This window comes from Dyadobacter bucti (genome assembly GCF_005869225.1).
In the GTDB taxonomy this organism is placed as follows: domain Bacteria; phylum Bacteroidota; class Bacteroidia; order Cytophagales; family Spirosomataceae; genus Dyadobacter; species Dyadobacter bucti.
This window is the reverse complement of sequence record NZ_SWFP01000002.1, coordinates 1,039,712-1,063,002: the sequence shown is the minus strand read 5'-3', so window position 1 is coordinate 1,063,002 and position 23,291 is coordinate 1,039,712. Positions and strand designations below refer to the sequence as shown.

At 48.0% G+C, this 23,291-nt stretch carries 21 protein-coding genes and 1 pseudogene; 8 read left to right on the top strand and 14 right to left on the bottom strand.

Annotated features, from left to right (window positions below):
* The 7 genes and pseudogenes from FBF61_RS35040 to FBF61_RS09285 all read right to left on the bottom strand — a co-directional run bounded on the left by FBF61_RS35040 (position 1) and on the right by FBF61_RS09285 (position 8,927).
* Positions 1 to 1,215 (bottom strand): annotated as a pseudogene (locus FBF61_RS35040) (sulfatase).
* A gap of 126 nt (positions 1,216 to 1,341) precedes the next feature.
* The gene (locus FBF61_RS09310; RefSeq protein ID WP_138476921.1) at positions 1,342 to 2,724 is read right to left on the bottom strand and encodes a sulfatase family protein; all 1,383 of its coding nucleotides are present in this window, start codon (positions 2,722 to 2,724) and stop codon (positions 1,342 to 1,344) included.
* 11 nt (positions 2,725 to 2,735) lie between these two features.
* Positions 2,736 to 4,349 carry an arylsulfatase gene (locus FBF61_RS09305; RefSeq protein ID WP_138476920.1) on the bottom strand — a complete coding sequence of 538 codons (1,614 nt, stop codon included), beginning with the start codon at positions 4,347 to 4,349 and terminating at the stop codon, positions 2,736 to 2,738.
* A gap of 224 nt (positions 4,350 to 4,573) precedes the next feature.
* Positions 4,574 to 5,506, bottom strand: a complete 933-nt coding sequence (locus FBF61_RS09300) for a type 2 periplasmic-binding domain-containing protein (RefSeq protein WP_138476919.1) — start codon at positions 5,504 to 5,506, stop codon at positions 4,574 to 4,576.
* A gap of 355 nt (positions 5,507 to 5,861) precedes the next feature.
* Positions 5,862 to 6,650: an SDR family NAD(P)-dependent oxidoreductase gene (locus FBF61_RS09295; RefSeq protein ID WP_138476918.1), complete on the bottom strand. Its 789-nt coding sequence runs from the start codon at positions 6,648 to 6,650 to the stop codon at positions 5,862 to 5,864.
* Between the two features lie 51 nt (positions 6,651 to 6,701).
* Entirely contained in the window at positions 6,702 to 7,736 is a 1,035-nt protein-coding gene (locus tag FBF61_RS09290; RefSeq protein ID WP_138476917.1) for an SDR family NAD(P)-dependent oxidoreductase, read from the bottom strand.
* A 33-nt stretch (positions 7,737 to 7,769) separates the two neighbouring features.
* On the bottom strand, positions 7,770 to 8,927 hold the full coding sequence (locus FBF61_RS09285; RefSeq protein ID WP_138476916.1) for a zinc-dependent alcohol dehydrogenase: 1,158 nt from the start codon (positions 8,925 to 8,927) through the stop codon (positions 7,770 to 7,772).
* 146 nt (positions 8,928 to 9,073) lie between these two features.
* On the opposite strand from FBF61_RS09285, the gene FBF61_RS09280 reads away from it, so the two are divergent.
* From FBF61_RS09280 to FBF61_RS09265, 4 genes are read left to right on the top strand one after another with little or no spacing between them, the layout of a single operon-like run.
* Positions 9,074 to 10,237 (top strand): glycosyltransferase family 1 protein, encoded by a 1,164-nt coding sequence (locus FBF61_RS09280; protein ID WP_138476915.1) that lies wholly within the window; start codon positions 9,074 to 9,076, stop codon positions 10,235 to 10,237.
* Complete coding sequence (locus FBF61_RS09275; protein ID WP_138476914.1) at positions 10,221 to 11,432, top strand: amine oxidase; 1,212 nt, start codon at positions 10,221 to 10,223, stop codon at positions 11,430 to 11,432. Before FBF61_RS09280 ends, FBF61_RS09275 begins: the two co-directional genes overlap by 17 nt.
* On the top strand, positions 11,429 to 12,187 hold the full coding sequence (locus FBF61_RS09270) for a PIG-L deacetylase family protein (protein ID WP_138476913.1): 759 nt from the start codon (positions 11,429 to 11,431) through the stop codon (positions 12,185 to 12,187). The genes FBF61_RS09275 and FBF61_RS09270 overlap by 4 nt, the downstream gene beginning before the upstream one ends.
* Positions 12,187 to 12,786 carry an SAM-dependent methyltransferase gene (locus FBF61_RS09265; protein ID WP_138476912.1) on the top strand — a complete coding sequence of 200 codons (600 nt, stop codon included), beginning with the start codon at positions 12,187 to 12,189 and terminating at the stop codon, positions 12,784 to 12,786. The genes FBF61_RS09270 and FBF61_RS09265 overlap by 1 nt, the downstream gene beginning before the upstream one ends.
* Before the next feature lie 4 nt (positions 12,787 to 12,790).
* Here the strand turns inward: FBF61_RS09265 and FBF61_RS09260 are convergent, their stop codons facing one another.
* Complete coding sequence (locus FBF61_RS09260) at positions 12,791 to 13,969, bottom strand: glycosyltransferase family 2 protein (RefSeq protein ID WP_166444477.1); 1,179 nt, start codon at positions 13,967 to 13,969, stop codon at positions 12,791 to 12,793.
* Positions 13,970 to 14,092: 123 nt separating this feature from the next.
* Here FBF61_RS09260 and FBF61_RS09255 point away from each other — a divergent pair, with 123 nt between their 5' ends.
* Positions 14,093 to 15,208, top strand: coding sequence for an acyl-CoA dehydrogenase family protein (locus FBF61_RS09255; RefSeq protein WP_138476910.1), 1,116 nt, complete (start codon positions 14,093 to 14,095; stop codon positions 15,206 to 15,208).
* Between the two features lie 25 nt (positions 15,209 to 15,233).
* On the opposite strand, the gene FBF61_RS09250 is transcribed toward FBF61_RS09255, so the two are convergent.
* A complete protein-coding gene (locus FBF61_RS09250) occupies positions 15,234 to 16,715 on the bottom strand; it encodes a glycoside hydrolase 5 family protein (protein ID WP_138476909.1) in 1,482 nt (493 codons plus the stop codon).
* A 124-nt stretch (positions 16,716 to 16,839) separates the two neighbouring features.
* Between FBF61_RS09250 and FBF61_RS09245 the strand changes: the two genes are divergently transcribed.
* Complete coding sequence (locus FBF61_RS09245; protein ID WP_138476908.1) at positions 16,840 to 17,391, top strand: YciE/YciF ferroxidase family protein; 552 nt, start codon at positions 16,840 to 16,842, stop codon at positions 17,389 to 17,391.
* A gap of 25 nt (positions 17,392 to 17,416) precedes the next feature.
* Positions 17,417 to 19,603 (top strand): catalase, encoded by a 2,187-nt coding sequence (locus tag FBF61_RS09240; protein WP_138476907.1) that lies wholly within the window; start codon positions 17,417 to 17,419, stop codon positions 19,601 to 19,603.
* A 135-nt stretch (positions 19,604 to 19,738) separates the two neighbouring features.
* On the opposite strand, the gene FBF61_RS09235 is transcribed toward FBF61_RS09240, so the two are convergent.
* Complete coding sequence (locus FBF61_RS09235) at positions 19,739 to 20,221, bottom strand: ankyrin repeat domain-containing protein (protein ID WP_138476906.1); 483 nt, start codon at positions 20,219 to 20,221, stop codon at positions 19,739 to 19,741.
* Between the two features lie 137 nt (positions 20,222 to 20,358).
* On the opposite strand from FBF61_RS09235, the gene FBF61_RS09230 reads away from it, so the two are divergent.
* Positions 20,359 to 20,802, top strand: coding sequence for a hypothetical protein (locus tag FBF61_RS09230; protein WP_138476905.1), 444 nt, complete (start codon positions 20,359 to 20,361; stop codon positions 20,800 to 20,802).
* Between the two features lie 167 nt (positions 20,803 to 20,969).
* On the opposite strand, the gene FBF61_RS09225 is transcribed toward FBF61_RS09230, so the two are convergent.
* The 4 genes from FBF61_RS09225 to FBF61_RS09210 all read right to left on the bottom strand — a co-directional run bounded on the left by FBF61_RS09225 (position 20,970) and on the right by FBF61_RS09210 (position 23,274).
* Positions 20,970 to 21,776 (bottom strand): DUF4198 domain-containing protein, encoded by an 807-nt coding sequence (locus tag FBF61_RS09225; protein ID WP_138476904.1) that lies wholly within the window; start codon positions 21,774 to 21,776, stop codon positions 20,970 to 20,972.
* A gap of 228 nt (positions 21,777 to 22,004) precedes the next feature.
* On the bottom strand, positions 22,005 to 22,424 hold the full coding sequence (locus tag FBF61_RS09220) for a hypothetical protein (RefSeq protein ID WP_166444476.1): 420 nt from the start codon (positions 22,422 to 22,424) through the stop codon (positions 22,005 to 22,007).
* 101 nt (positions 22,425 to 22,525) lie between these two features.
* Positions 22,526 to 22,780, bottom strand: a complete 255-nt coding sequence (locus FBF61_RS09215) for a type II toxin-antitoxin system RelE family toxin (protein WP_138476902.1) — start codon at positions 22,778 to 22,780, stop codon at positions 22,526 to 22,528.
* Positions 22,780 to 23,274 (bottom strand): hypothetical protein, encoded by a 495-nt coding sequence (locus FBF61_RS09210; RefSeq protein WP_138476901.1) that lies wholly within the window; start codon positions 23,272 to 23,274, stop codon positions 22,780 to 22,782. Before FBF61_RS09210 ends, FBF61_RS09215 begins: the two co-directional genes overlap by 1 nt.
* Positions 23,275 to 23,291: the final 17 nt, after the last annotated feature.

Below are 23,291 nucleotides of genomic sequence, written 5' to 3'. Positions count from 1 at the left end.
TTATTCCTTGCCTTCTTTTACTGTGGGCGCATCTTTTTTATTGACCGGAGGCAATGACTTTGCCAGTTTGCGTTTTTCAGCAGCAGGATTTTTAAGAAGTGGCACAATACTGTTCCCTTCCAGCTCTTTTTTTGCAGGTAAATTACACAACTCGGCCAGAGTGGGGTAAATATCCAGGAGATTTACGGTGCGTTCGGAAACCGAATTTTCTTTCGACAGGCCCGGTGCATACACGATAAAAGGTACGCGGGAAGCTTCTTCCCAAAGGGCAAATTTGCGCCAGTGTTCCTTCTCGCCAAGGTGCCAGCCATGATCGCCGAAGAAAACGATGATGGTGTTTTTTGCATATTCACTTTTTTCCAGTGCGTCGAGCAGGCGGCCGATCTGCGTGTCGGCAAAAGTGATACTGGCCAGGTAACCCTGCACTGCTTTTTCCCATTGTTTGTGCTCGGTGATGAACTTGTGGTCACCCTGCGGCTTGGCAATTTTCACCCCGGCCGGCGGTACGTCGGCAAGGTCGTTTGCAATGACTTAGGGTAATTGAATGGACGATAGCGGGTACTGGTCATAGTATTTCTGGGGCACATACCACGGCAAATGCGGCCGTGTAAGGCCGATGGCCAGGAAAAACGGCCTATCGTGTTTTTTGCCAAAATAATCGATACCCTGGTTCACTACTTTATAGTCGCCCATGTCCTCGTCTTTCACGTCGACCGGACTCCAGTCAAAATGCGCGAACCCGTTGACGGGCGCTTTGGGCGGCTCGGGCGATGGGGGTACATCAAAGTAAACCGGCCATGATGCAGCATCATTAAAGGAATTATGGAAGATCTTTCCCGCACCTTTTACCTCATAACCATTGGCAGTAAAATACTGCGGCAAGGTCACGGCATCCGGCAAAACGGGTCGCCAGGGCTGGTTGTTATGGTAAACGCCGGAGGTGGACGGCCGAATGCCAGTCAGCAGACTTGCGCGGGAGGGGTTACAGGCTGGCGCAGCGCAATATGCTTTTTTAAAAACAACACCTTTTCTGGCCAGCTTATCAATGTTAGGTGTTTTAATTCCCTTATAACCGCCAAATGGTCCGATCCAGTCGTTCATATCGTCAACGGCGACGAAGAGGACGTTGTATTTCGGTTTGGTCTGAGCGAAAGTTTTTGAAAACAAGGCTGGTATCAATGCCAGCCCAAGCGTAATCGTGTATTTGATTTTCATGTTTATTTGTAAAATCTGTAAAAGTCACCGCATCCCGGTTACCTTTTTCTGTTCTGTTTTCGTGTCAAATCGTTGTCGGTATCATCGGGAAGCTCCGCCGGAGCCAGCCATAGCGCCTGTTTCTGATCAATCGGCTTTATCCGCAAATGCCGGATCCGGTTCCAGCCCAGGCAAAATAACTTTCTTAACGCCCGGATCTCCGAATTTCCAGGAAGGCAACTTGGCCAGTTCTTTTTCAAAAACTTTCCTCACCCTTTCACCCTCGGCACCAGCCTTGCCCGCCGGAATATGATGTAGCTCTTCGATGTCTTTTTGCAAATCAAAAAACCGTCCGTCAGAATAAAGCTTGTAACGTCGGTCGCGGAAAAAGCGGGCCGAATTTTTGTTCGCACCCTCACTATGAATGGGCGTATAATGTGAAAATATAAAATCGCGCGTAGGTCCGGATTGCCCTTTGATCTGCGGTAAAATACTGATCCCGTCTACGCTCCATGCGGCCGGTACGTTCGCCCGGACTGCCTCTGCAATGGTTGGCAGGATGTCCGTGAAATCAACCAGGTTATCCGTTTCATGTCTGTTGTATTTACCACTGCCCCAATTCACGATCAGTGGCACATGATGTCCGCGATCCAGGGTAAGTCCTTTTCCGCCAGGTAGTTTGCTCCCGTCTTTCAAAGGCGTCACAATGGCCCTGCCGGTTCCGTTGTCGCCGGTGAAAATGATGATCGTATTTTCGTATAAGTTCAGGTCTTTCAGCTTTTGGATGATCTTACCTACATTTTTATCGCTGTAAGAGACCATATCCCGAAAGTTGAGCGTGTCCTTTTTGTGGCGGGCCGCTACATTGGTGTTCCAGTTTTTGCTGTCGGGCGTAGGTAAAAAGGGATCGTGCACCAAAGCCATAGGATAGTAGGCGAGAAACTTCCTGTCTTTATTTTTCTCAATAAAATCAAGCACATAGTTCACAAAAATGTCAGGGCCGTAATCCTCGTCGGTCGTTTGGAGTATTTCGCCGTCTTTATCGATTAGAGGCCTCGCGTAGCGTTCGCCGTCCCGCCTTGGTTTGCTCAGTTGCCACAGGCAATATTGGTCAAAACCAAAATGTTTTGGCAATTTCTGGTTCGCGCCCAGCTGCCATTTTCCGGCAATTGCTGTCGTATAACCAGCCTCTTTTGCCACATGAGCGAATGTTTTCTGGTCCTGATTGAGAAAACCAAACTCTGAATAGTTCTTGTAATTGTATTTACCCGTCATGATCTGCACCCGGGAAGGGGTGCAAAGCGGCTGCGAAAAACCGTAGTTGAATTTCAGCCCGTCCTGCGCAAGCTTGTCAATGTGCGGTGTATTGTAAGTTCCGCCGTAAGCCCCAATACACTCTTTTCCCATATCATCAGCCATAATCAGGATAATATTGGGCGTATTTTTTTGAGCAAAAACACTTGGGACCAGTATGACCCCGATTAGGGTTAGCAATAAATAATGGCTGATTTTAGTGGTGTTCAGCTTCATTTTGAGTTGATTTAGTTACCTGTTCGCGCTTCCTGTTTCGCTTTGTCATAATCGTAAAACCATTTAAAGGTTTTGTCAAATTCTTCTGCGCCTACACGCTTGTACCATTCTTCATATTTGGCAACCATTTTTTTAGCGATTTCAGGCTGCTCGTCAAACAAGTCGTTCAATTCCGTGCGGTCTTTTTCTACATCATACAACTGCCATTTTTCAGTTTTTTCGGCTACCAGTTTCCATTTGCCGTCGCGTATTGCGCGGTTGCCTTCATGCTCCCAGAATATAGGGTTTTTGCGATTGATGGATTTCCCTGCGAACGCCGGTTTGAGGCTGGTACCTTCGAGCGGCTGGATCGTCTGTCCTTCGAAAGTTGCGGGATATTTGGCTCCGCCCAGGTCAACAAGCGTTGCCATGATATCGATGATATGTGCGGGCTGTTTTTCAAATTTGCCGTTTCGGGATGCCGGAATCCCGTTGGGCCATGAGATAATGCCCGGGGACGAAATGCCGCCCTCATGCGTGTGATGCTTGTATGCCCAGAAAGGCGAGCAGGCAGCTTCCGCCCAGCCCTGACCCAGAAAAACGGTCGACTGCGCATTCCCGGGCTGATCGCCTTCATATCTTCCTTCCATGCCGGGCTCGGCGTTTCCTCCGTTGTCCGATACAAAAAGAATAACCGTGTCATCAAATACGCCTCGTTTTTTAAGACCTTCCACGAGATCGCCTATGCTTCTGTCGAGGCGGGAGATCACAGCTGCGTAAATCGCCATCATATCATCGTACCGCTTCTTTTCAGCCTCGCTCAGACTGTCCCATTTCGGGATTTTCGGATTGGCGGGAGGAAGTTTCCATGAGGGGTCGATGAGTCCCAGACTGATCTGCTTTGCGTAGCGTTCCTGCCGCAGCTTTTCCCAGCCATTGAGGTACTTTCCCCTGAACTTCGCAATATCCTCTTCGGGCGCCTGCAATGGAAAATGGGGTGCGTTGTGGGCCAGATATAGCATAAATGGCTTTTTCTCAGTCAGTGCCTCATCAATGAACCGCAGGCCAAAATCTGTCCACAAATCTGTTGAGTACCAGTTTTTGGGGAGCCTTTCGGAGTCATTCGCAAGTTCTTCGCCATTCAGAAAAACCTTCGCGTTTTTTCCGTCCCCGTAATAGAAGCCACCTGCCGGCGCATTCAGGGATTTGTCAAACCCGCGTTTCCAGGGCACAGTGCCTGCGCCCTGTCCGACATGCCATTTGCCGGTCATGGCCGTAAAATAGCCCGCACTTTTCATCACTTCGGCTATGGTTACACTTTTTTCATTTAAATGTCCGCGATAGGCAGGATGGTCTGCACCTTTGTCCTCCATCATGTGGCCTATGCCTGCCTGATGGCTGTAAACACCGGTCAGCAATGCAGCGCGGGTAGGGCAGCAGCGGGCAGTATTGTAAAAGTTGGTGAGCCGCACGCCATTTTGCGCCAGCTTGTCCAGGTTGGGTGTCGGGATTTCGCTGCCGTAACACCCCAGATCCGAGTAGCCAAGGTCGTCGGCGAGGATCACAATGACATTTGGTTTTTTCTGGGCGAAGGAAGCCTGGGCTACCAGAGTGGCCACGAACAGCAGGTACTTTATTTTTTTCATTGGTATAAGGATTGGTCTTGTCTATATCGGTAGCCGCTCTGCGGCATTTTCTTGCTGTTTGTTTTACTCGCCTTTATAGCTGGTGAGGCGAAAGCGTAAGATGTAATTTTGTTTTCATAAAATGATTTAAAAAAAGCCGGCAGCCGATCGCCACTATCCAAAATCATTCAACCTGCCGCATGACTATATACGCAGCAGGTTGATTTTCTCAATGTTATTGACCGTTACTTAGTCGCCGCAAACCGTTCGAGTTTTTCGGTTTCATCCTGCAGGCGCTTTGCATCCGGATTCAGGTAGCCAAACTGGTGCAGGTCCTTGCCCGAATTGGCAGCTACCCATAATAAAAATTTCTTTGCTTCCTGATTGGAATTGTGTTTATCGATGGACAAGTGAATGTATTCCACCGGCACATTCTTAACTTTTTCATTTTCAAGTCCGGCGATTAGTTTATCCAGATCTTCCAGTGATTTTTCTTCCCTGGAAACCCTTCCGTTGCCGTCGAGGTCAACAGGGATAACAGCGATGCCTTCGGCCGGTTTCCGTGTCTGAAGGTTGAAGGCAAGACCGGGAATAGTGTACGTTATACCTGTTTCATCTTTTAAGAGTGCCTTGATGAGGTGCTCGTCTGCGCCTGCGATCGCTTTGCCTTTGATGTCTTTTTGTTCGTAACCGAAATATTTTGCAAACGTAACCGGCGCGCCTGCTTTTTGCAAGCGGGTGTAAATGGTATACGGCGTGGTCAGGGATTTATCTTTTTCAGCGTAGATATCATGGAAGAAAATCTGTTTGTAATTTTTTTCAACCAGTCCCTTTTCCGCATATTCCTTTGCAAAAGCGGACTTTGCATTGGCGATAGGCAGTAGTGCGTAACGTGCAATGGAAATGTATTCACGAGTTTCCCTCACTTCCTTTTCCTGTTCGTACGCTTCAATGAGCAGGTCGTACTTCTGGGGATCGGTCACAGTTCTTGTTTCGATCCTGATCAGAGCCTGGGGATTGGCCGCCTTATATTCCGCGATCCACTTTTCGAGCAACGGGTATGCAAAGCGCACGCCGGTTATCACCACTTCATTTTGGTTTGTCGTTTGCGAAAAACTGTTGTGACCGATTGAAAAAGCCAGGCCGGTGGCTACCAGTAATGTTTTGATACTTTTCATGATAGTAAATTAGGATGAATGACCATGCCCTGAGCCTGGTTCTATTTGAGAAAAAATACTGTGTTTGCTAAACAGATTAACAGCAACAACAGCATGATTTTGAATGCGGAAGATCTTTGGATTTGGCCACCATAGTTGTAGTTTTCTTGCCCGAAGAATTAAAATTCATCGCTTTCACAGGTTAAAATATGTTATTGCAATCTGTTCTGCTGGTGGTTAACAGTTCAGAATCCTACTAAATTGATAGACAAAGTAAATTTAAAGAAAAGTAAATAGCAAGCCTTTTTTGATTTTGTATAAAAAGAACGGGATATCGCATGTGATATCCCGTTCTTTTTATACAAAAAAATAAGAGTCAGGCAGGTTTTTGCTGCTCATTAACCTGATGTGCCACCATGCTGTCGGGGATAATGGCGCCGATGGCCATCTGGAGTTTGTTCTTAATCCCTGAAACGACCTTGTCTTTGCCGGCCATCAAAGCGTCAAAACCGTCGCGGGCGACTTTGGCGGGATCGGCCATATTATCTTCATCCTGTACTGCCTTGCTTTCCAACATATCGGCTTTGTTGAAAAAGTCCGTATCGGTGACGCCTGGCATCAATGCCGTGATGGTAATTTCGGTGTCCTTTAGCTCTTCCCTGATGGCCTCCGTAAATGAGAGTACAAAAGCCTTGGTACCATGATAAACCGACTGCCAGGGCCCGGGAGACTTGCTCGCAATGGATGCCAGGTTGAGTATTTTACCGGAGTTTCTGGCAGTCATGTCCACCAGAAAGCATTTGGTCAATATCACCAGGGAAGAGATGTTCAGATCAATGATCCGCAGTTCACGGTCAATGTCAGTCTTTTCAAACTCACCATATACTCCCTGCCCGGCATTATTGACAAGCACGTCCACCTCAATTCCCCTCTGTTTGACCTCCGCATACAAGGCAAATGCCTGCTCCCTGTCAAAAAGGTCTTTGGCTATGGGAATCACGGTTACGTCTTCACTTTCCAGCTCTCCGCATACATTCAGCAGTTCCGTTTCATTTCTGGCTGAAATGATGAGGCTGTAACCTTCTTTGGCAAACAATCTGGCCAGTTCAAGTCCTATGCCGCTTGTGGCCCCGGTAATCAATGCATATTTTCTTAATTGTTCCATAATTTTTTAGTTTGTTGAGCAGGCTCGTTATAAAATCCATGCCTGTGTTTTTTATTCGTTGTATTTGATGGCTGCTTCATCGGACCGTTCTGCAACTATGCCCTGCGACAGTTCCGATTCGCTTTCGGCCCCGGTTTTTGTCATTTTATTATCACTGTCCGGCAGGTAGCGGTTGGCTATTTCCATGACACTGCTGATTGTCCCCGGCATAATTCCCTGCAACGCTATCGCGACTTTTGCCGTGAACGTCAAGATCACATGGCTTTTGCGATGCTGGAGGCCTGAGATAATTTCTTTTGCAGCTTTGTCCGCATTCTGCGATAGGAGCGGGGCGGAGGCGGAGAATTTAAACCATGCATATTCCGCAGCGTGGTCGCCTTTCACCGACACATTGCGGGGGCTGCCTGTACGCATGAGGTTGGGAATCACCGTAGTGACATGTATATTGTCTTTTTTCAATTCCACGCCAATACCCTCCGACAGACCGACCATAGCGAATTTGCTGACGCTGTAAGGAAGCATGTGCGGGACGGCGATTTTACCGCCAATCGAGCAGATGTTCACGATTCTGCCTTCACCTTGCTTTTTAAACTGAGGAATCGCCGCCTTGATCATATAAAGCGCCGACCATAAATTGGCATCAACCACCTTTTTAAAATCGTCGATATCCATTGTATTTTCCGGGCCCACGATCATCACGCCTGCGTTGTTGATCACCACGTCCAGTCGGCCGAAGCGGTTGACGGCGGCCTCTACGGCATTTTTTGCTTCATTCTGAACTGTGAGGTCAGCCTGTATGGTGATGACCTCGATACCGTCGGCCGCCAGTTCTTCCCGGGCTTTTTCCAATTGCTCGGGATTTCTCGCACATATCACAAGCCTGCAGCCTTTTTTGCCTAATTCCCTGGTCATTGCCAGCCCCAGGCCCCGCGAGCCGCCCGTGATCAGCACTACTTTTTCCCGGAGGTCGTATTTCGTTATTTCTGAATAAATGGCTTTGGCCGCGGCTATGGCTGCTACCCCCAACACAGCCCATAAGGCGGATTTGGAGGTAGCTGACGCATTTTCTGTTGTATGATTTTGCATAATTATCCTGATTTGACAAAAGCATGTTTAATACTAAGGCTTTAAAACAACCTTGACGCAGTCATCCGTTTTTTCATCAAATATCTTATAACCTTCTGCGGCATCTTTCAAGGCAAGCTTGTGCGTAATGATATCGTCGAGTACGACCTTTTCATCTGTCACGAGCTGGATCAGATGATCTATATAGTTGAGTACCGGAGCTTGTCCCTGCTTGATGGTGATCCCCTTGTCAAAGATCCTGTGCATCGGGAAGTTGTCATAAGGAGAGCCATAAACACCGACGATGGACACGGTACCCATTCTGCGCACCGCTTCGAAACACATGTCCAGGACTTTCATAGACCCTTTTTCGAAATTGATCGCCGCCTTGACCTTATCGGCAAAATTCCGCTCCGGTTCAAACCCTACAGCATCCACACAGACATCCGCACCCCGCCCGCCGGTCATTTGCCGGATTGCTTCTACCACGTCCACTTCGTTGGGATTGAGAGTATCTACATTGTTGACGAGCCGGGCTTTGTCGAGGCGGTAGTTCAGCGGGTCGATGGCGATAACCCGGCTTGCTCCGTTGATCCAGGCTGCTTTCTGCGCCATCAGGCCCACCGGTCCGGAACCGAATACAGCCACTACTTCTCCACCTTTCATCTGAGCCCAGTCGATGGCCGACCACCCGGTGGGGAAGATGTCCGTCAGAAAAAGCACCTGTTCATCCGTTAAGTTGTCGGGGACAACCCTAGGACTTACGTCGGCATAGGGAACCCGTACATATTCGGCCTGACCTCCCGAATAGCCGCCATATAAGTCGGTGTAGCCGAAAAGTCCCGCACCCTTCTGGTCGAGCAGGTCGCCGTTGGGGCCATAGTGTTTAAAGTTCGAATTTTCGCATGCGGGAGAGGCGCTGTGCGTACAAAAGAAACATTTACCGCACGAAATCGGAAAAGGCACTACCACGCGATCTCCTCTTTTCAGGTTGGTAATGGCCGAGCCTACTTCTTCGACTACACCCATAAACTCGTGACCCATGATGAGGTCTTCCTTCTGGGGAACGGCCCCGCTGAGGATGTGCAGGTCCGAGCCGCAGATGGCGGTGGAGGTTACTTTGAGAATAATGTCCCTCGGGTCCAGAATCTGTGGGTCGGGGACGTTGTCCACACTGATGTCACCTGGCTTGTGAAATACTGCAGCTTTCATGTTTTAGTTTGATGTTGATGAAAATCCTCCATGCTACTTAGCCGTGGGATACGTGGTTACTCTAAATATCCGTTCCCGCCGTCCGCGCAGCCTATGCAATCGATTGGCATAGTTGTTATATTATCTTACAGAAATAACACTTCGTCATGAACAACCCATTACCCCGTAACCTTTTTTGTTTTTCCCACTTAAGGTGGGATTTTGTGTATCAGCGCCCGCAGCATTTGATGAGCAGGTTTGCGCGAAACGGAAATGTCTACTATGTGGAAGAGCCCGTTTTTTATCCTGGTATTGACTCCAGTTTTTCGGTTACCAAAAAAATGGACGGCCTCTCGGTATGCGTTCCGCATTTGCCTTCGGGCCTGAGCGAGGAGGAAGTTGCTACGGAGGTCAACGGCCTGCTAAAAGGTTTCCTGAAGGAGCTGGACATCCCGGATTATTTTTTCTGGTATTACACACCGATGGCGCTGAAATATACACAGGGATTTACGCCTGTATATACCGTTTATGACTGTATGGATGAGCTGTCGGCTTTCAAATTTGCGCCCAGGGAACTCAAAGAACTGGAACAACAGCTGTTTGATCAGTCCAGCATCGTATTCACCGGAGGATATTCATTGTATGAGGCCAAACGTATGGAGCACAACAATATCCATCCGTTTCCAAGCAGTATAGACAAGCAGCACTTTATGCAAGCGCGTGAGGTATGTGAGGTCCCCGCCGACCAGATGGATATCAAGGGATTTAAAATAGGCTTTTACGGAGTTTTGGATGAACGTTTTGATACAAGTCTGATCGCTGAAATCGCCGAACAGAGGCCGGAGTGGCAGATTATGTTAATCGGGCCGGTCGTGAAAATCGATCCTGCGAGCTTGCCTGAAAAAGACAATATCCATTATCTGGGGCCCAAAAGTTATGACCAATTGCCCTTGTACTTGTCGGGATGGGATGTCGCTTTGATACCTTTTCTGCTTAATGAATCTACATTTTACATCAGCCCGACCAAAACACCTGAATACCTTGCAGGAGGCAAACGGGTAGTTTCGACGGCTATTCGCGATGTAGTTTCTTTTTATGGAAAAAAAGGTTTAGTGGGAATCGGTATTGATGCACAGGACTTTATATCGATCATCGACGGTTATGCTTCAAAGGGCACTGACACGGAATGGTTGCAAAATATAGATGATTTACTGTCTCACAATTCCTGGGAGCATACTTTTACGCAGATGAGAGACCTGTTGGCTGCCAGCATACCGGCCGCCAAAGTTTTGGTTTTTCCCAATGAGCTGGTGGATGAAAACAACCATTGAAAATCCTTTCCGCTCCTTTTGGATGGCGGGTTTCGAGTGTACGGATCAGCTGAACACGCATGGTGACCGGGTGGATTTTCTGAACGTGACATCCCATCTGGACCTGCTGGAACAGGATTACGAGCGCATTACAAAATTGAATATGAGGGTTGTGCGTGAAGGTGTGCGATGGAGCCGGGCTGAACCCAGGCCTTACCAGTATGATTTTTCTGCAACCGGGACAATTATCGAGACAGGCAGGAAATATGGCGTCCAGCAGATCTGGGATTTGTGCCATTTCGGTTTTCCTGATGACCTCACACCCCTGCATCCTCACTTTACGCAGAGGTTTGAGGCATTTTGCAGGGCCTTTGCAATCTTTTATAAAAGTGCAAACCCCGGGTCTGTAATGATCGTGACGCCTGTCAATGAGGTGGGCTTCATCTCCTGGCTCGGCGGTGATGTGGCAGCTACATCACCGTTTTGTCACAACAATGGCTGGCATCTGAAGTATGCCTACATGAAAGCATATATTGCTGGCATCAAGGCGCTGAAGAGTGTCGATCCTGATGTGCGTATAATGACTACCGAACCGCTGGTGAATGTGGTGGCGGATAATGGCGCTACTGCATCTGAGGAAAATGACGCTGCCTTTCATCATGAACTGCAGTTTCAGGTGCTCGATATGCTTTGCGGCAGAATATGCCCGGAGCTTGGCGGCAGGGAGGAGTATCTGGACTTGCTGGGTTTTAATTATTATTACGATAACCAGTGGATACGCAACCCGCATCAGATACTGGGATGGAATGACCCGGTACCGCATGCAAAACATCAGCCACTTTCCGAACTGCTTTACCGGGCATACCAACGTTATAACCGCCCCATATTGCTTTCGGAAACCAGTCATCCGGGTGAGGACAGGCCGCTCTGGATTCAGCATATTGGTAAAGAAGTAGTCAGGTTGCTGAATGGGGGTGTCCCGTTTTGGGGAATATGCCTGTATCCGGTCATTGACCGGCCGGACTGGGACGATCTGGGAAACTGGCATCATTCCGGGATATGGGACTGTTTTGGAGGGTTACCCGGGCAAATGCGGGTTCTGCATCAGCCTTCGGTAAGCGCTCTGCATGATGCACAGGGAATGACCGGACAGGCAGACACACAAAATGCCGTACGGAAGAGCTATCAGATCAACACAAACCATGAAGAAGAATGACCAATAATCTTGTGATCGATTTTGAGCAGGAGATCGGTAAAATGGAAACTGTGGAGGCCGGGTCTTTTGGCAAAACCATGGTCGTGGCACCTCATCCGGATGACGAAACATTGGGATGTGGCGGTACCACAGCTGCTCTGCTCCGACAGGGATTTGACGTTCGCTTTGTTTTTGTAAGCGATGGTACAATGTCCCATCCGAATTCTAAAAAATATCCCAAAGCGCGGCTCCGGTCCCTCCGTGAGAAAGAGGCAGTTGATGCCGTGAAAGTCCTGGGCGGCAGGGAGGAGCATATTTCTTTTTTAGCGCTGCCTGACAGAGATGTTCCCGGCCAGCAAAGTCCTTATTTTGAGTCGGCGGTTCGTTTGTTTATCAGTATTATCAGAAGTTTTGAACCGGAAACTATATTCATTCCCTGGCAAAATGACCCGCATCCCGACCACAGGGCAAGTTACCAGCTGGTAACCGAAGCTGTATCCCGCCTTGACAAAAAGCCGTTACTGATGCAGTACCCGATATGGTTTTGGGAAATGGGCGATAACTGGGATGTAGAACTGATCCGGAAAATGCGTATTTCATGTGTTGATATTTCCCCAACCCTGGCCGCCAAACAGAATGCGTTGCTTGCGCACCAGTCCCAGATCACGGACCTGATCGATGATGACCCGGAGGGTTTCAGGTTATCGCCGGAAGTGATTGCCCATTTTAACCGTACAAGGGAAATATTTTTCGAAAATATAAATGACCTTACCTGATGGACAAAAATAAAAAGACCCTTGACGCTGCTTATTTTAATGAGTTGTATGGGAACAACAGGGACCCGTGGAATTTCGAAAGCAGCGAATACGAGAAAAACAAGTACGTCCAGACCATGCTGATCATTCCGGACGATGTGTATGCAAACGTTTTTGAAATCGGCTGTTCGAACGGTGCGCTCAGCATGCTGCTTCAGAGTCGCAGCCAGAAGTTGCTTTCGGTGGATTCCAGCAGCATAGCGGTGGCAAATGCAAAGAAAAGGCTAGCGGAACATAGACATGTGACAGTAAAGGAAATGGAAGTTCCCCGGGACTTCCCGTCGCAGCAGTTCGATCTGATCCTGTTATCGGAGGTGGGTTACTTTATGGTCGAGGAAGACCTGCTGTTACTGCGCGACAAGATGATCGATGCCCTGCTGCCGGGCGGACATTTGCTTTTGGTACACTGGACACCACCTGTGGAGGAATTCCCGCTGACGGGTGATCAGGTTCATGAATTTTTTATATCGAAATCAGGAATAGAACCATCCGGTCCACTGGCGCATTTGAAGAACAAGACAGAACCGCAGTACCGAATGGACCTTTTTCTGAAAAAATAAAATATTAGTTACTTTGAATTCCGTTGCTGATCCTGAATATCTCTTTTTTCAGCTCCGGAATTGCTTCTGTAATATTGATCTGCGGCCATACGGAAGACCAGCCCTGCTCATTAAGTTTGTCCTCAATGACTTCCCACAGCATTCCGAAGTAAGGGGTGTTCTGACATTGATGGTTCGTCCAGTCCGGGTCGAGGCCCAAAGTGTCCGAAATTTCAGAGAGTGTTTTCTGTGCGTCAAAATCAACCTTCCATAATGCACGCAGGAGCTTTCTTGCATGCAGCTTTGCGATCAGCGAGCCCACAGGTTCCACCATCAGGGCGTGGCTGCCGGCATTCATTTCTCCCCATTGTTTGAGCTGAACAGACAGTCCGAAATCAACCCTGCCCACGATTCGGTCCGAGGTAAATACCTGAACGAACGGACTCAGGCGGATTTTTGCATCGATCCGGATCAGCGATTTATGAAAGGCCATATCCTCTAGAAACGGGACTACCGGCAGCCTGCCGGAACGGTCATATATGCGGCATGTTACAGCAAAACTTGCCCCGAAACACTGGAAATGCCTGGGCCAGCGGTCGTTGGTGACGGGGTCGAGGAGGTCTTCCAGTTTTGAAACGAGATGCTTATAAGTAATGTCGCGCAAATAATACAGCCGGGAAATGCTTTTGGCAGGTTTTGTGAAAATACGTCCGCCAACCACATCATTGCCGCTGTTGATCTCTTTGATGGTTTGACAGATCCAGAAACGATCTACTTCCGAGTCGCTGTCTGTGCTTGCGATAATCCCTGACGGTTTGCCGATACTGGTAAATCTTTCATAGGCAGCGTCCATCAGGAGCCTTCTCACCGTACCGATGTGGGCTACTTCCGCCGGAAGCGTGATTTCTTCTACGTGCAGGCAAAATTCGGGAAACCGCCTTTGGTATTCATAAGAAACCGCAACTGACTCGTCTGTGCAATTATTGGCCAGCAGCAGCACTTCATAGTCGTTATGGGAAACTGGCTTGCCTGAGTCATTGAGCTGTCTGCGAAGGGCGTCGAGCGTTTTGATCAGGTTTTCTTCCTCATTTCTGACCGGCAGTATCACTGAGATCTTTAAGGACTTGTTTACGGGTTGATTTCTGAAAAGTTCCGGAAATGATGTAAATCCGGTTGTTTGGTCAATTGTGCAATAGTCTGTCATTTCAATCATCAACATTTTATAGAACATGCAAGTAAAATCCATGCCACACAGCCCGTTACGGGATGTTTCAGTCCGGCGGGTACGATAGTATTATGATTGTGAATATCGTTGACCAGAAATCCCATGACCAATCCCTTTTTGCGGCCGTTTGTAAGCCAGTTAAAAAATTTTGCTACACTCAGCGACCTGGAAGGATTATTTCCGCGGCGCGAATTTGAGCTTTTAAAAGATGCCGGTTTTTTACAAATGCCTTTGTTAAAAGACCCTTTTGCGTTTGCGCCACTTCAGACGCGCAGGTTATTGGATATTCTGAAAATGATAGGATCGGCGAGTCTGCCCGCGGGCAGGATCTATGAAGGGCATGTCAATGCATTGCAGCTGATCGATTTGTTTGGAAGCCGAAGTCAGAAGGATTTTTATTTCAGTGAAGTTTTTAAAAACCAATCGCTATTCGGGGTGTGGAATACCCAGGACGGAGATGGTGTTAAAATAAAGGAAGCCGGTAACGGGCAGTACCTGCTGGAAGGCTCTAAGAACTTCTGTTCAGGCGCGGGCTGGATCCAATGGCCTTTGATCACAGGAGAATTGATCTTAAAAGGTGGCGGTGGCTGGCAAATTTGCGTGATCCCGGCGGAAAAAATGAAAGACGTTTTGGTGGACAGCAGCGCATGGAAACCGTTGGGCATGCGGGCTTCTGTCAGTTATAAAATGAATTTTTCCGGAATTGTCCTGGATCAGAAAGATCTGATCGGCCCACCGGACGCTTATTACCGGCAACCTTATTTTTCCGGAGGTGCCGTTCGGTTTGCGGCAGTGCAGTTAGGGGCAGCAGAAGCGATCCTGGAAGAAACACACCAGTTTTTGAGAGAAAATAACCGGGCTGACGATCCCTTTCAAAAGGTCAGAACCGCCGAGATTGCCTGTCTGGTAGAAACGGGTAATCTCTGGATCAACCGGGCAGCTGATATGACCGACGCCTGGATCTGGTCGCCGGAACAAAATGAGAAGCTGACGGCCTATATCAATATGACGAGAACAGTGATGAATGATCTTTGCCTGAAAAGCATGCAGTTGTCTGAAAGGTCGGTAGGGTTACGCGCCCTGATGCAGCCGCATCCCCTCGAAAGGATTCACCGGGACCTGACCACTTATCTCAAACAACCCGGTCCCGACGCGGCGATGGCTTCCGTAGGGAATTATGTTTTGGGACAAAAGGGAATTTCTACATTGTGGAAGTAGGTTGGGGGCTATCTGCCGTCGGCTTTCAGCTATTATTGCGGTTAAACGCCCATCCGCCCAAGCCTCGACGGGCTGACCGCCGAAGGCCGACAGCTACCGCCATATTGCTCGATTCCATCATACATTGGATTTCCAGATGTTGACCGGATTTGGTGATGATCTTTGTATCGGTAATACCGGTTTTGGTATCCCAGAAAACCACATGATAGTCTCCGTCAGCAAGTCCTGGTATGGACAGGGTTGTAACTCCGGGCGGCATGTTTAATTTGCTGTTTCCTTTTTTGCTTTGTACTGAAAGCATCCACACAATTGCCTGTTCGTTGTCCCCACACCCGAAAACCTGAACGGAAGGCATACCGACAAAAATCTCTTCATTTAAATTAACCCGTCTGAAATCCTTCCAATCGATCAGTTTTGTAAAGGCCGACAAGTTCAACTGGGCCCTTCGCATGCCGTGCGTCAGCACGTGCGGATGCCGGTATGGCCAGCGCATTCCCCCGCCTGCGGCACCGGAGGCGAAATGCGCCCATTGCATATGCAGGAAATATGCATCATCAAAGTCTTCGGGCAACCCTTTTCTGTTCCTACGGAAATAAGTGATAGGGCCATGCTCACTATCAAAAAACGGACGTTCGGCTGGCAGAAGCTGCAAGGCCTGCCTGACCATCAGTCCGGTTGTGGCTGCTGCTGAATGTACATTCCGCGGATAGTCGATGGACGCTGCATGATAAAAATGCGTGGATGCAAAATCGAGCGACGGATGCTGAAACACCAGAGCGTTCATATCCTGCTGGCTGAGCAGAGGGGCAAATACAGAAACGGTTTGCGGGCGGGATCTTTGGTACAACTGCATTTCCTTTTCCCGGATATGTATACTGAGCTGCTCAATATACCGTTTTAAATTATCAATGCTTTTGCCGGCATGCAGCGGATTGATCTCATTCCACAGATCCCAGCCAAACAATACACCGCTGGTTCCCCACCGCTCTAAGAAAAAAGTAAACCGGTCTTTTATCGCTGCAAGCATACGCGGGCATGTCAGCCATTGAAATTTGCTTTTACACGGGCCATCTGAAAGCTGGTTATAAGGATGGGATTTCCAGCGTCTTGCCATCCAGAAAGTGTCGAATGGAGTAAGCAGGATGCGGATCTGGTATTTTTCGCAAAGTAAAAAAAGATCGTCCCAGAACTGGACCATGTTCGGCTGAAATTTGCCGACGGGTTTTTCCAGATAGCGGTTCTCGGTTTGGCAGTACTCCATCATCATCCGCAGGCAGGTGACGCCGTGCGCGGCCAGGTAGGCTAAATGCCCTTCTGCTTCGGCAACATTTTTCCTTTTAAAAAGACCCTGGAAATCCGGCCAGGTAATCGCGTCGTTCTGGCCGACCGGGGTCCATGTTGCACCATTTTCATCCTCAAAATAAGGACTGTTTTCACATACCCGAATCCAGGGTAGTGTATTTTGGCTTGGTGGTGTTTCCCTGCTTTTTGTTGTCTGAAAATGCATTTTGTGATTTCAATGATGAAAGTGCTGCGTATGGAAAAGGCCTTATCCATGATATAATCCTTTACGGGTTTTTTCAGGGAACGCCTTTTGTAGTAATGGGTATAAACTTAACCATCTGCAAACTATGAATACTGAATCCGGCTCCGAGCCCAAGTTTAAAACCAAAACATCGACCAAAGCTGAACCTGCATTAAACGAATTGTTCCTGGACAGTCTCCGGGACATTTACTGGGCAGAAAACCACCTGGTTAAGGTGCTCCCCAAAATGAGCCAGGCCGCCAGTTCTTCGAAACTGGTAGAAGCGATCGAAAACCATCTGACTCAGACAAAAGAACACGTAAGTCGCCTGGAAGTGATTTTTGACCTGCTTGGCGAAAAAGCAATTGCTAAAAAATGCGATGCTATGGAAGGCCTTGCCAAGGAAGGTGAGGGCATTATAGAAGGTACCGACGAAGGTACTGCCACCAGGGATGTGGGTATTATCCTCGCATCTCAAAAGGTAGAGCATTACGAGATTGCTACCTACGGCGGGCTTACACAACTGGCTAAAACACTGGGGCTGGACGATGTTGCGGAGATTCTCGCACAGACTCTGGCCGAAGAAAAACAGGCCGATGAGTTGCTTACCGAGGTGGCTGAGAATGAAGTGAATTATAAAGCCTCAGAAGAAGCCTGACCCCAATTACCAACTAACAATTACTATGGCAACCAAAAAAGATTCGAATGTGCCGGCACAGCCCGGCAATGATAAAACGGAGAACCTTGCCCCGCATACCGCGGACGCATCAGGGGAATTTATGAATACCAATACAGGGCTGCGCATCAACGATGACCAGAATTCTTTAAAGGCAGGGGAGCGCGGCGCAACGCTGCTGGAAGACTTTATGCTGCGTGAAAAGATCACGCATTTCGACCATGAGCGCATTCCTGAGCGGATTGTACACGCGCGCGGGTCGGCAGCACATGGCGTTTTTAAGGTTTACAAGCCGATGGCCGAGCTTACAAAAGCTGGATTTTTAAACGACACTTCGATAGAAACACCTGTCTTTGTGCGCTTTTCAACCGTGGCGGGTTCGCGCGGTTCAACAGACCTGGCCAGGGATGTAAGAGGTTTTGCAGTCAAGTTTTACACCCAGGAAGGCAATTTTGACTTAGTGGGAAATAATATGCCCGTATTCTTTATTCAGGATGCGATTAAATTCCCTGATCTGGTTCATGCCGTAAAACCGGAACCCGACAATGAGATGCCGCAGGCGGCATCGGCCCATGATACGTTCTGGGATTTTATTTCCCTGATGCCCGAGTCGGCGCACATGATCATGTGGGCGATGAGCGACCGTGCGCTTCCCCGCAGCTACCGGATGATGGAAGGATTTGGTGTCCACACGTTCAGGTTTGTCAACGCGGAAGGTGTCTCCAGTTTTGTGAAATTCCATTGGAAACCATTGCTGGGCGTACATGCGGTAGCCTGGGATGAAGCGCAAAAAATTTCAGGAAAAGATCCTGATTTTCACCGCCGGGATTTATGGGATGCGATCGAAAGCGGTAATTTCCCGGAATGGGAACTCGGTGTGCAGATTGTTGCCGAAGAGGATGAGTTCAAGTTTGAATTTGATCTTTTGGACCCCACCAAACTGATACCGGAAGAACTGGTTCCCGTACAGAGAATCGGGAAATTGACTTTAAACCGCAATCCGGATAACTTTTTTGCTGAAACCGAACAGGTGGCCTTCCACCTCGGGCATCTGGTACCAGGTATTGATTTTACAAATGATCCTCTTTTGCAGGGACGACTCTTTTCTTATACCGATACGCAGTTATCACGGTTGGGCGGGCCTAATTTTCAGGAAATTCCTATCAACAGGCCTATTGTTCCCGTGCACAACAACCAGCGTGACGGGCACATGCGCCAGACTATCAACAAAGGGAAGTCCAGCTACGGGCCCAATACCCTTGGTGGTGGATATCCACTCCAGGCCAAAGCGTCGGAAGGCGGTTTTACCTCTTACCCGGAACGCGTGGATGCGAGGAAGGTGAGAGCACGCAGCAAAAGTTTCTTTGATCATTTCAGCCAGGCGAGGCTGTTTTTCAACAGCCAGTCTGATCCCGAGAAAAACCACATTGTGGATGCATTGAGCTTTGAGCTTGGAAAAGTAAAAGCCGTATCGATCCGCGAGAGGATGCTGGGTATTCTTTCTATGATCGATAAGAATCTGGCCGCGGAAGTTTCTTTCGCACTTCGTATACCGGTGCCCCAAGACCCGGAACTGCCTGTCAATCACAGCATACCTGCGGACGGCGATCCGGCAGATTATGATTCGCTGATTGTCGAATCTTCGTTGACTTCTTCAGCGGCGCTGAGTATGGCCAACACTCCGAAAGAAAGCATCGCAACCAGAAAGATCGCTTTTCTGGCGGCAGACGGCGTGGATGAAAAATCATTGCTGGCGGTAAAAAATGTCCTGGAATCCGAGGGTGCGGTCGTAGAAATTATCGCCCCGAGGCGCAGCTATATTATATCTGAAAGTGATGTGCAGATTCCGGTTGACCAGAGTTTTCTAACAGCAGCTTCCGTGCTTTTCGATGCGGTGTATGTACCGGGAGGGACGAATAGTGTTGCCACTATTGAGGCTGATGCTGATGCCGTCCATTTTCTGAACGAGGCTTTCAGACATTGCAAAGCAGTTGCAGCAGATGCATCAGCTATGCAGGTACTGGAAGGGACCTATTTTGCCAAGAAGATCCCTGCTGATTTTTCAGATGAAACGGTGATTAAAGAAGGGATCGTTGTGAGTGATGACGCGGAAAAACTCGCCAGGCAATTTGTATTGGCCATCGCGCAGCACAGGTTCTGGGAGCGGGAGAAATCCAGGAAAATCCCTGCATAGGTAGCGTTTTGCCGCCCCGATTGGGCTGCGTTCAGGGACAAGGGAGGGACTAACCTTCCTTGTCCTTTCAGCGCTTTTTTTAAGAAGTTGAAAGCAAGCATTGTCTTCCTGAGTGAAGAGGATAATGCTTGCTTTTCATTGATGTTCGACCGTCAGAATTTCAACCGCCTCCATATTCCCTTGCTGTATCGCCAGATCCGTCACGGACAGCCCTCTCACATCGACAATATCTTGATCGGCACCCCGATTTTTTAGCAACCTCACCAGCTCATTTCGTCCGAACATGGCAGCGAACATGAGGGCAGTTCCCCCATTTCCGTGCTGTATATTCAGGTCGGCGCCGTTGTCGATGAGAAGCGTCGCAATGTCTGCGTAGCCCTTGAAGCTGGCACCCATTAAAGCAGTATTGCCGCCAAGGTCACTGGCGTTAACATCAGCTCCTGACTCAAGCAGCAATTTTGCAGCCTCAAAACGATTGTTATAACAGGCAATGATCAGCGGCGTGTAACCTTTTTCATCAACGGCATTGACGTCTGTATTTAAGTCGATCAGTTCCTGAAGTACCGGGACGTTGCCGAGCCGGGCGGCGTGAATGATCACATGATTGTAGTTTTCCATTTTTTGTTGAATATGCTGAATCCATCCTAATAACTTTATGCCAGCAGTTGACGGGTCCGGGTCTCATACAAGATGAAAGTGAGATATAGGTTTCGTGACCGGAATCGTTTTTAAAAAAAAGTTTGTGGCTTAGAAAAATGACCAGCTACCTCAAAGTATTATTGGCAGGCCTCGCCATAGGATTTGTTTCGTGTGCCAGGCATAGCCGTTTGCGGCCGGACAGAATTGCCGCTGTGTACCCGGTATTTCAGGATACGTCCATTTATCACCGGGGCGGTTATACCCTCAGCAATGGCACGGTTGTAAAATATGACAAAGGAAATCTGTACGTGAAGGAGTATCTGGAAAACAATCTGGGAAATATCAATGCGCTAGCCAAAGATCCCGACGTGAGGCGTATTGCAGATATTATTGAGTTCGGTGAAACTTTTAAGGCACTGAAATTGCCGATAAAGGTTCTTCCATTTAAGGAATTCGGCTACATCCGCACATCAGAGGGGAAGGTTATTTTCTACGGTCTCGGGACCGAAAGTTTCTTTGACCTGACAAATAATTATATAAGCGCGCCGATTAGCCGCTGACATTTTATATCGAAATTATCGGTTACTGTCGAGTGTGAACACGTTCTTAAACTCTGTAAACAAAACACCCTCTCCTGAATAACGGAAGAGGGTGTGAATATTACTTCTACCTTTTGCAAACTAATATTCTGGAGATTTTTACATCTTATTTCCTGTTGGACCGGTCATTAATAAAACCCGAAAGTATAGCTGCCCCAGTAGCTTTGCCACTCGGCTTCGGTACTGTTTGTGTGGGGCGTCATGTGCACGGTGCTGATCATCCATTTGCCGTTTCTGCTGACAGGAAACGTCACCTCTCCCGATGCATTGCTTCTTAGTTTTGTGTGCGTCGCCTTCCCGTTTTGTACATGCCATGCCAGTACCAGGCTATTTTTGACCGGCTTTTGCCGGAACAGGATTTGGAATGTTACCGGCGTATTTTCTTTCGCAAGGTAAGGGTTGCCAGCAGGAATAATCTCAAGCATCATTCCCGTGTTGATCGCGAAAGTCTGGTCATTTTTGCCTCCTACCTGTACCAGCGTTTTAACGCAGCGCTGGTATAATTCCCTTCCTGCTTTTAATGTATCACCTTTTTGCAAGCGTAGCCCGGCGACGTTGTCCAACCCTTCTGTGCGCAGGTATTCATTGAACATCGCACTTTCCAATTCTATAAATTTGCTGGTGTTATTGAACGCAATGAGATGATTTCCGGCCTTTGCAAACGCGATTTCGAACTGGCTCAGACTATCTCCGTACACAGTTTTACGGATGTCGGTCTTGGTGGTCCCGGCATAATGGTCCAGTTTTGTAATCTTGTATTTCAAACCATTGGAATGTTCTCCCGAGTAGTCTTCCCCAACCATAAGATTGACGGTCACCTTTTCATTTTCTTTCAGGATAAACCGGAGCGGTTCCAGCCAGAATTCATGTGCGTAGCACAAGGTGGTGAGCAATAATAAACTGATGACTACGAAGGGTTTTTTAATTTTCATCATGGTGAATAATTGTCAAAAATGCTTTAAAACTCAAAAAATAAGATAGCCGATCCCGACTTGGAAATTGATCGGACTGGCACGGGACGCAAGCTGACAGTAAAGTAACTGTGGTCATTTAGCAGTTGCAAATGTTCTGTGATGGATTTCTATGTGATCATAACCCAGTCCAGGAAAGATTGGGAAAAGAGTCAGGCATCTTTCCGGATGCCGGAAAGAAAAATCGGGAATTTAAACAATCACTGACTGCTTCGGGGGAGAAAATATCGAGAAAGAGATTTCGGAGAGCGGGATTTCTTTGAGGTTACAAGAGAAATTCCGGCTATTAAATAACGAAACGGTATCAAAAAGGAGGTAGTCGGGGGCGAAGTGGGAATCGATGGCAGTGGTAACGGTTATATCCAAATGGCTGCCCTCGTCAGGAGAATTGACAAAATGACTGGCTAAAACTTCCTGCATCAAAGATTCGAGACCATCCATACGCATATATCTGCACGCTTCGTACCGATGATTTTCGCCGTAACTTTTTTCGATTTTCAGTACATAAGGATTTTCCTCGGGCCTGCTGATGCATCCTATGCCAGCCAGCCAGAGATAGTTAATCAAAAGTAAAGAAGCAATCAGGCGACGAACCATTAGTATCACTGTCACAATTACCACAATCGTGTGCTATATATACGCCAAAGGAAGGGAATCGGATCAATTGGTGATGCCGTAAATTATTTCGTCAGCTGTTCGTTGGTCCGGATTCTTCAGTCATAAATATCTTTGCGATGACCGATTTCATCTACCTCAACAATGAGGTTCGAACCATCTACCGTATAGAGTATGCGATAGTTGCCAGCCCGGATCCGGAAAATTCCATGATATCCTTTCAGCTTTTTTGTACCGGGTTGGTATGGGTCCCTCGAAAGGGAGGAGATGGCTGTTGAAACAAGGTTGTAGTTCCTCCCGGAAAGTCCTTTCAAGAACTTTTCTGCGGTATAGCTCAAAATAACCGTGTACATCAGGACAGGTTATGCTTAGCGTCAAGTTTTGCTTTGATGTCTTTCCAGGGAACATACTGCTCCGTTTTTCTTTGCCGGACAAGCAGGCCGTCCCGGTAATCTTCCAGTAGTTCATGAAGCTGGTCATCCGGCTCCAGTTCCCCATTAACTATGATGTTCATCAGGAAGGTATTTTCGCCAAGTTTGTCAATAACTGCTGAAAGTGTTCTGAATAGCTCTTGTTTAGCAGGCTTTACAGGGGTACCCGATGGTAGCACATCTTTCAGTAATCTTAGCAGCCATCCGTATTCTTTTCGAAAGCGGGTGGCGTCTGACACGCTGATATGATGTATTTCAAACTGGATAGCCGACAGGTCTGCCAACAATTCCTGGTAAAGTTTAGTGACTTTGTGAATAGCAAGTATGGACAGGGTTTTTCTGATACCTGGAACAAGCATCAGCAGGTGAAGGATCCTGTTAAAGAAAGATGTGTGTTTTAGACTGATGGTGTGCATGTGGTTTCTGATCAGGG